At 56.2% G+C, this 9,623-nt stretch carries 7 protein-coding genes; all 7 read left to right on the forward strand.

Annotation, left to right across the window (positions count from 1 at the left end):
* Positions 1-1,673, forward strand: a 1,673-nt coding sequence (locus LCF59_RS16930) for an AAA family ATPase (protein WP_292288800.1), incomplete at its 5' end; no start/stop codon positions are given.
* Positions 1,674-1,678: 5 nt separating this feature from the next.
* Positions 1,679-2,413: a transporter substrate-binding domain-containing protein gene (locus LCF59_RS16935; protein WP_292288801.1), complete on the forward strand. Its 735-nt coding sequence runs from the start codon at positions 1,679-1,681 to the stop codon at positions 2,411-2,413.
* 44 nt (positions 2,414-2,457) lie between these two features.
* Positions 2,458-3,294, forward strand: coding sequence for an FHA domain-containing protein (locus LCF59_RS16940; RefSeq protein ID WP_292288802.1), 837 nt, complete (start codon positions 2,458-2,460; stop codon positions 3,292-3,294).
* On the forward strand, positions 3,291-3,839 hold the full coding sequence (gene tssJ / locus LCF59_RS16945; RefSeq protein ID WP_292288803.1) for a type VI secretion system lipoprotein TssJ: 549 nt from the start codon (positions 3,291-3,293) through the stop codon (positions 3,837-3,839). Before LCF59_RS16940 ends, tssJ begins: the two co-directional genes overlap by 4 nt.
* The gene (gene tssK / locus LCF59_RS16950) at positions 3,839-5,158 is read left to right on the forward strand and encodes a type VI secretion system baseplate subunit TssK (RefSeq protein ID WP_292288804.1); all 1,320 of its coding nucleotides are present in this window, start codon (positions 3,839-3,841) and stop codon (positions 5,156-5,158) included. The genes tssJ and tssK overlap by 1 nt, the downstream gene beginning before the upstream one ends.
* Positions 5,159-5,238: 80 nt before the next feature.
* Complete coding sequence (gene icmH, locus LCF59_RS16955) at positions 5,239-6,045, forward strand: type IVB secretion system protein IcmH/DotU (protein WP_292288805.1); 807 nt, start codon at positions 5,239-5,241, stop codon at positions 6,043-6,045.
* 14 nt (positions 6,046-6,059) lie between these two features.
* Positions 6,060-9,461: an ImcF-related family protein gene (locus LCF59_RS16960; protein WP_292288806.1), complete on the forward strand. Its 3,402-nt coding sequence runs from the start codon at positions 6,060-6,062 to the stop codon at positions 9,459-9,461.
* Positions 9,462-9,623 lie beyond the last annotated feature (162 nt).

A 9,623-nucleotide genomic window follows, 5' to 3' on the forward strand; every position in this document is an offset into this window, starting at 1 on the left:
TCGGAGCGGGGGGCACCGAAGGGCAGAACGACGCCGCGAACCTTTTGAAACCGGCCCTGGCACGGGGCGAGTTCCGGACTGTCGCGGCCACGACTTTTGCCGAGTACAAGAAATATTTCGAAAAGGATCCGGCCTTGTCACGCCGGTTCCAGCCCATAACCATCGATGAGCCCTCCCGTGATGCCTCCATCAACATCCTGCGTGCCGTGGCCGAGGGGTTGAGCAAGCATCACGATGTTCTGGTGCGCGAAGAGGCGATCAAGGCGGCTGTGGATCTGTCAATCCGGTTCATGCCCTCACGACGTCTGCCCGACAAGGCCATCAGCCTGATGGACACGGCTTGCGCCCGGGTGGCCCTGTCGCAGCATGCGCGCCCGGTTCAGATCGAGACATTGGAGGAAGAGCTGCGCTTCGTTGAGGCTGAATTGGCCAAGTCGGAGGCGGATGCGCGCATGTTTGGCGATGCGGGCTTTGATCCGACTGCGCTGAACTCCAGCATCGAGGACCTGCAGGCCACGGTCGCGGACCGGATGTCCATGTGGGAAGGACAGAAAGAGAAAGTTCAGCAAAAGCTCCAAGCGGCGCGAGCGGCTTCGGGCGAGGACGACACCGTAGCACCGACCGTCGAGAGCGGGGAAGAGGGTGAGGTCATTCTTGTCCATCCCTGGGTGACGCAGGCCACGGTTGCCGAGGTCGTCTCGGATTGGACAGGTGTTCCGATTGCCAATCTTGGTGCCAGCGAGGCGGAAAGTCTTCTGGCCCTTGAGGACACGCTCAAAGAGCGGGTGATCGGGCAGGATGATGCCATTGCGGCCATTGCACGCTCGCTCAAGATTTCCCGTGCCGGCTTGACGGACACGCGCAAGCCCATCGGCGTCTTCCTGATGTGTGGGCCGTCGGGTGTGGGCAAGACCGAAACCGCATTGGCCATCGCCGACCAGTTCTTCGGAGGGGAGGACGCGGTCACGACGATCAACATGACCGAGTTCAAGGAGGCCCATAAGGTTTCGATGCTCCTGGGGGCTGCTGCAGGCTATGTCGGATACGGCAAGGGTGGGGTTTTGACCGAAGCTGTACGTCGCCGGCCCTATTGCGTGCTTTTGCTCGACGAGATGGAAAAAGCCCATCGCGAGATCCAGGACATCTTCTTCCAGATCTTCGACAAGGGGCATCTCGCTGACAGCGAAGGCAATGATGTCGATTTCCGCAACACGATCATCATCATGACCTCCAATGCTGGAGGCGAAGAGATCCGCGATTACGTTGAGGGGTCCGATGATGATCCAACCTCACAGGAACTGGCCGATCACTTGCGTCCGTTGCTGCTTGACTGGTTCAGCCCGGCTTTCATCGGACGGACTGAACTGATTGCATATCGCCCTCTGACGCCGGAGGTCGGCAGCAAGTTGACAGAGATCCACCTCAACCGGATCAAGAAACGGATTGCTGCGCAATACGGGGCGACGTTCGGCTGGGAGCAGAGCTTTATCGACTATGTCGTGGGCGCCAATTCCGATCCCTTGTCCGGTGGTCGGGCGCTCGAGGCGATCATCAACAAGAAGTTCCTGCCGCGACTGGCCGAGGAATGCATCGCCCGGGTGATCGAGGACAAGCCGATGCGCGCGATCACGGTGGCGCATGACGGATCTGATGTTGTTCTGAGCATGGAGTGATCTCGATGAGACGACGTATCTTCCGTGGGTTTTGGGTGTTGGTGACGGCACTGTGTGCTTGCGCCTTGACTGTGCCAGATCAAGTGCTGGCCCAAAGCTCACCAGTGCTGAGGCTCGCCACGCAGGACTTGCCGCCTTACCAGATGATCGAGGGCGACGAGATGACAGGGGTCGCGGTGGATCGCGTAAGATGTGCCTTGGACGCGATGAATGTTCCCTACGAGTTGCACATGACCGTTTGGGCCGACGCACAGTTGGGCACCCAGACAGGACGGTTTGACGGGTTTTTTGTCGGATCGGCCAACAGTGCCCGGGCGAATTATGCTGTGCCTTCTGCGTCTGTCGTCTCGGAAGATCTTGCTTGGTATCTGCCATTGAATTCCAACATTGATCCCAATGATGCAGGCGACGCCTTGTCGGCACGCTATAGCGCGAAATTCGCCACCTCGAAATGGCAGTTCCTGCACCGCAATGGATATAATGTGGTGATGCGCCCGCGCGATGCGGAATCGCTTTTGAACATGCTGATCGTAGGGGATATCGACGTCGCTCTCGAATACGAGCTGATCTTTGCGCATTTCATGGAAAAACGCGGCCTGTCCGAGGATCAGTTTCGGAAAATTCCGTTTCGCCGCCAAGATATGAGTGTGCATTTCGCCAAGCGGTATACAGATGCCAACCCACTGTTTCTGAAAAATTTCGACAATCAAATGCAGCGCTGCATTGCGGAGTTCCCATGACCCTGAGTGTCCAGCTTTTGCAGATCCCGCCCACCGAGAACGTGATGAAACGCGAGTTCTACCTTAAGGGTACATCGTTCACGATCGGCCGTGACTTTGCATCGGATATCTGTCTGCCTGACCTGTCCGAGACGATATCGCAAACGCATCTGATCGTCGGAAAGACGCCGTCTGGAAGCTATACAGCTGTTGCTATCAGTTCCGCCGGGGTCACGATGAATGGCCAATACCTGCCTCCGAAGCAACCTCAGGCACTGAAGGACGGAGATATTATCAGTTTTGCCGGCTACAGGCTTCTGTTTGGTATCGTGGAAACGGTACGCGATGAAGAGCCCGAAAGCTATTTTCCAGAGCAGAAATTCGTGGTTGAAACCGACATCTCGAATGACGCGCCGCTCTTGCCGGATGCGGAGATCGAGGAAGCCCCCCCAGAACCTGACACCGGTTTCTCAACGAGTGAGTTGGATCTGGATCCCGATCTCATGTTTGACCCGTTTGCCGAAGGACCCGAAATGCGCGAGCCTCCGCGACCCGAGCCGGATCCTCAGCCAGCCGCGCCGAAACCGGCCTTTGCTGGCCCGGTCGAAGTCATGGAAATGACCCAGTATCAAACGCCGCCAGCGCTTCAGGGCTCTCATCTGCGTGCAAGCCACTATCGAGAGCAGGTATCCACTGCGATGGAACAGGCGCTCGAGAGATTCCTGAACGAGCTGGATCCGACTGTCCTGCAAGATGATTACGATGACTATATCCCGCACTTTGTGAACCGTCAGAAACGGTACTGGAAAATTCACTCCCGGCAATTTGCCAAGAAAAAGGCCAGCGGCGAGTTCAGACGGACCTTCATGGCGCTGTTTTCAGAGGAGATGCGTAAACTATGAGCGCTTCTCATCATATATTGCTGCTTGCTGGTGCGTTTCTACTTGTGGCCTGCGCCCGGGAGCCAGAACCACCAATGCCGGTGAACAAGACGCTCAGCGTTCAGGCAGGGCCGAATGTCAATCAATACAATAATGCCGCAAATCCGATCGTGGTGCGCCTTTACCAGCTCAGTTCGCGCAGCGAATTCGAGGCCGCGGATTTCTGGGATATCTTCAACGACAATGGACCCGATCTTGCGGGTGTCGTGCTCGACAAGCGCAGTCTTTCTCCGCTTTATCCCGGTGAAACCCGCCTTGTGGCCTTCGATCTGGAACCGGAGGTGTTCTATCTTGGGGCCTTCGCGGAGTTTGCCGATTTCAGCACCCAGCAGTTTCGGGCTGCCGTCCCTATTGATGCCGAGCGGCTCGACAACGGTGTGACAATTTCCGTGACATCGTCCGGCGTGTCGATCCAGTTCCGTAATCCTGTGGATGCCACAGAAGAGGGCGAAGACGAGAAGAAGGGATTTGGCCTCCTTGCATGGCTCTTTGGAGGAGGTAAGTGATGTCTAACAACATTGTCTGGTCAGAGGGCATGTTCATTGCCCCTCAACACTTCCAGCATTTCGACATCGCCATGCAACGCTATGTCAACGAAGTGGCCCAGCTTGATCTATGTGCAGGCGACTACGGTGTCAGCGAGCTGGAGCTGAACACGGATGCGCTGGCCATGGGAAAGTTCGCGGTTCGCATGGCTGCAGGTGTTCTGCCTGATCGCCTGTTCTTTCGGCTTGCCAAGGAACTGGTCATGGACATCCCTGACGGGCTGGTGGATGAGGTCGTTCATATCGCAGTCCCGCTGGCGATCACCGGAACAGCCCATTTTGGCGAGGAAGGTGAGACTGCCCGGATGATAAAGGTGCGCCGGGATCTGAGGGATCTGAACGATCCGGACAATGAGCCCGTAGAGACCGAAATGGCGGATGTGGGTGCATGTTTGCAGTTAGGTAATGTCGACCTGTCTGGTTTCGCCACTATTGCGATTGCACGCATCCTGGAGAAAACTGCCGAAGGCAGGGTGATCCTCGATCGCGCTTTCATGCCCCAGGCCATTGATTTGCGTGCCGCGCGCATCCTGTCGGAGCGTTTGGAGGAGACAATCGCTCTCGCCCGAGTGCGGGCGGCAAATGCCGCGGGCCGCGTGGCCACAGAAAAGGGTATGCGCAGCGAGGCCAGCCTGATGACTGAACGGCTTGAGCTTCAGGTGCTCAACCGTTGGCTGCTGGTCTTGCAGAACGCAAAACATCTGGGCCGTATATCGCCCCGCGCGCTTTTCAGTCACCTTGCCAGCCTGTCGGTGGAGATGGATGCGATCCTTGGCAAGGCGACCCCGGAAACATTGCTGTTCGAGCCCGAGAAGATGGGTGAAAGCTTTGAGGAGGTGTTGGGGAGCCTGCGTCGGAAACTGACGCTCGAAAAACCAGCCAGCGTCATGGCACTGGCATGGAACACTGAACTGTTCGAGGCCCGCCGGCTCTTGCGGCTGATCATTCCTTCTCAGGTTCTTGCCGAGGAACGCCGTCCAATCCTGGCGCTGTCGGGTCCAGACGGGGCAACGGCGCTGGCAGAAACGGGTCCATTGGCGTGCAAGCTTGCAGGGTTGTCGGCAATGCCGGAGCTTGTTTCGCGCGGCTTGCCAGGCGTCGATCTCACACCACTTTCGGCAGCTCCAGCAGAACTTCGATCCCGCAGCGACGCGGCGTTCTTCACAATAAACACCAGCAGTGCTCATTGGCAGCGCTTCCTTAACAAGCGCGAGGCGTTGGCCCTGCATGTGGATGATCGGATCTCCACGGTGGATGCGACCCTTTACATGCTGGGCTGACCATGACTGCACATCCTACGGAAACACCAAACGCCGGCTTCATGCCAGATGCTATCGCGGGGCACCCTGCATCTGCTGAAATGAGCCGACTTTCCCCAATCTCGACCAATGATCTGCAAAACCTCGACCGGGCGCTGCGGAATTACACCGGGTCCGACAACAAACTTGTCAACGCAGCTGCAGACCTGCTTGCGGTATGTGGGGTGCTAAACCGCCTGACACCGGGTGCAGAGCTCAATACGACGCGGATGGAGTTGTCACGGGCGATCATCGATCTGAAATACCGGGTCGCCAATCTCGACTATCCGCCATCGGTGGCCGAAAATCTTTGTCTGCTCTTTGCCATCACGCTGGATGAGTTCGTCATGCTGAGCCCTTGGAGTAGGGAACGCGGCTGGGAAAACCGCACCTTGGTCGCGGATCTTTTTGGGTTTCGCGATGGTGGCGACCGTTTCTACAACATCGCTGAACGGGCCTTGTTGCAGCCCAAGGCCCTGCGCGAATTCCTTGAAATTCTCTACCTGTTTCTCAAGCTTGGCTATCGTGGCAAATACACCCGCGGGACCGAGAACGAGCGCGACCGGTTGATCAGTCGCATCGAGACCGCCCTCAATCTTGTTTCCCAGCCCGAGGAGGTCAAACCCGTGGGCCGGGCGATCCGGGACACAAAGGCCCCTAAGCGCCAAATTCCGACATTCCGCAAGCTGCTTGCGGCCATCACTGCCATAGCCGTGCTGTCGATGGGCATCTGGGCGGCACGCTTCCAAATGGGACATCAAATCTATACCACTTTCCAAGACCGTCGTTCTTTGGCCGAGACCGAAAGCGCCATCGATTTTGTCTTCAGCAGCGAAACCGGGACTCTTGTTACCCGGCCCCGGCAATGATGTCCGGTACTTTGATGAAATCCGCAGTTGCGGTCTTCGCAACTCTCATGGGCGCGCAACTCATTTACTTGGCTTGGCGTTTTTATAGCGGTTTGCTTTTTGGCCTGCCGTATCTTTTCTGGCTTGGCGCAGTGCTGCTGCTCTCGATGATCGGAGGCCTTGTCGTCTTCTTCTACCGCAAGCGCATCTGGGTGCATGACCCGGTGGCGGCTGAGCTTCGGGCGCTGCGTCTGGCGGCAGCCAAGCAGTTTCGCCAGGCCCGTGCCCGTGCCCGCATCATCGATCGCAATCGGATGGCGGTGCCGTGGTACCTTTTCCTTGCCATGGAGAAACAGACCCGTTCGACCGTGATGGCCGAGCTGGGCTACGTCGCGTTTGGTGAGCCACTTGTCCACAAGGGTCTGACCGTGACGACCTGGACCTCTCCAACCGCAGTTGCTTACCGGATTGAGGTGGCCCCTGGGACAGACCTGTCATTTGATCTGCTGAACATTGTGCTGCGGCATCTGATGAAGAACCGCCCGAGCCTTGCCATCAACGCGGCGTTCGTGGAATACGAGCTTGCCAGCGTGATGCAGACGGCAGCGACCGAAACCGGAAATATTCCCAATATCAACCGGATATTGAATGTCGCGACCAACCAGGTCGGTATTGATATACCTGTACATGTTGCGCTCGTCGGGCTTGAACATATGCCGGATGTTGCCCGTGCGGCCATCCTGACCGATCATCTGGGCTCTGACGTGATCTTTGGCGGGTTCTTGTCCCCAGAGGCACCAGATCTGACGGCACAGGTCGATCAGCTGTTCCAGGACTTGACCGAAAGCTTGACCGCCACCAAGTTGGGCGCGCTGCAAAAACAACTTTCCCCGGATTTCTGCGCGTCACTGCTCAATGCGCCTTTACAGCTTGCTTTGCTCAAGGCGCAGCTCAATGATCGCATGACCGGGCTGGCACAGCCCCTGCCGCCGCGTCGGACACCGCTGAACCTGCAAAGCATCGCATTCGTTGGCGCTCGCGCAGACATGCCTGCCGTGGACCCACTGAGCCAAGTATCAGGGCTGCGTTTCTTCAACAGCGCTCCATTGACGGAAAGTCAAGAAGCTGCCCCGAACAGCGTGACCACAGAAAATGCAGGCCTTCTTGCTACGGCCTATCATAGGGAAAGCTTCCTTGCAGAGCCAAACCGGCGTTACACGCTCCAGGCAAGGCTGAGCAGTACTTTCTGGTCAGTTCTGCTTTTGGGTCTGGTGGGGATGTTTGGCTTGGCGCTGTGGGAAAACTATCGCACCTACGACGCGGTCAACTCAGAGGTCAATGCAGCCTTTGACGAGTTTTACTTGAATGCCGGCAGCATCACCACCGATGGTGATTTTCTCGTGGAGCGTATTCTCATGCTCCAACCGATCCGAGACAGTCTCAGCGGCTATGACATGTTGAACGAACAACATTATCGTCAGTTTCTTCCCAGGTGGTCGATGCAGGAAACCTATGAGCGTCTCTACGCAGAAGAATTGACGCAAGGGTTGCAGGACACGCTGATCGACTTCATCGAAAAGGAAACTTTTGCGTTCAACGCATTGGCCGATGGTGTTCAACTGATGCGCCTGGCTTCGGTAGAAGCGCAACTCTACACCGATCAGCAGCGCTACAAGGAGGACCTTATAGATTATTTCTCCAGCGGCCTCGCCGCACAGGGAGAGGTATCCGGGGTTTTCCAAAAGCAACTGTCAGCCACGCTTGAGGACCTTTTCACGCTCAATCAACCGCCTGAGCAACGCAACGAGAGCTTGCGGGCAGTGGTTGCCAAAACAATTGCAGGGCTGGATACGGCTGAATTGCTTTACGCCTCGCTGATGCGAAGCAGCATATATGCAGAGCGGATCGACCTTCGGCAGTTGATTGGCCCGCGGTTCTTCGAGGTTTTCATGCCCATAGAAGACCCACAGATATATCTCGTGCCGCGTAGCTATACACGGGACGGGTTCAATGCGCTTTTCGAAAATGGCCAAATGCCAGAGCTATCGGCAATGTTGACCAGTTATGAAGAGGTAATCGGAGAACTTGATAGCGCGACGGAAAACGCCATCCTTCGCCGCGTGGCTCAAAGCTATACTGCCGATTACATCTCCAGTTGGAGTGCGTTCATGTCCGCTTTGCAGTTACGCGATGCCGCGAGTTGGGGGGATGCGCAGGTGCTCATGCAGGCGCTGACCAACCCATCCGAGAATCCGATTGACCGGCTTGCCAGCGGCTTGTCCAAACATACCGACATAAAGGTGTACCTGAACGCTCCTGCCCCCGGCGACACGCCCGCCCCTGAAACTGAAGAAGCCTCTCCTGTTCTTGCCCCCGCATCGGCCAGCGCCGAGGCCGCAACGGCGTCCAATATCCGGACCGCTTTCAGACCCTATCTTGATGCATTGCGCAGTGAAGGGGAGCAGAAAAGCCAGTTTGACCTTTTCCTCACCTATGCCCGCGATGTGACCCTTTGGCTGGAAGAGGCGGGCACTGCGACCAACGGAGCGGGGCAGTTTCTCTTCGAGCGTTTCCAGAATGCGGAAAGCGTCAATCCGCTTGCAGTGCTCAACGCGTTTGCCATTCGCTCGGAACTGGACATCATTCGCAATTTCGGGCGTAGTATCGCCGATACGCTAGATGATCGCGCAATGCAGTTCGTTTACGAATTTATCAATGGTCAATGGCAGCGACAGATCATTGTGCCTCACGGCGCGGCACTGACAATGACCTTCCCATTCGATGCTTACAGTGATGTGAATTTTCCACTGACTGAATTCTCCGATCTGTTCGCACCCGAGGGCAAGCTGAAAGCTTTCGAGAAAACATATCTGTCACATTTCAAGACAGAGGATGGTGTGTTCATTCCGAAATCGACTTTCCTGCTGACGGGAAATGCTGACCTAACGAAGGATGCCAAAACAGCATTTGAACGTTTTGACCAGATTACCGCGTCCATGTTCACCGAAGGAAAACCCTATTTTGAATTCTCAATGCGCACGGGTTTCATGTCGAACACCCTCAGCCAGCTGGCAGTTTCTTCAGGTGTGACATTGCACAAGTTTCAGCATGGACCGGTATTTTGGGAGAAGCAAACTTGGCCAGTTGCCGGACTTCAGGACAACGATTTGAGCTTGCAGTTTTTTGCGCGTTCTCGCGCGGTGTTCAATGAGACATACAAAGGGCTCTGGTCCTGGTTCCGGCTGGTTCAGGATGGATCTCCATCTCTGAACCCGAACATGGGATTGGCCGAAGCATCTTTCGCCGGCGACGTGGGAAACGTGAAATTGCAATTCGATGCACCAGTTCGATTCAATCCCTTTGCGCCGAACTTTTTTTCGGACATTCCGATACCCGAACATCTTTTCCCCTTAAAAAGGCCAGTTGACACTGAGTAATTTCAATTCAAAGTGTCACTGGACAATCATCCTCACTAGGCTCAGGACCCATTGATTTCCGCTGGTTTGCGTGATTCACCGACCGAAAACGAGCGGTGAACATGTCTGATCTTTTCTGGCTGACGGATGCGCAGATGGCGCGTCTTGAGCCCTATTTCCCGA

The sequence above is a fragment of the Marivita sp. genome, assembly GCF_020055675.1.
Taxonomy (GTDB): Bacteria; Pseudomonadota; Alphaproteobacteria; order Rhodobacterales; family Rhodobacteraceae; genus Marivita.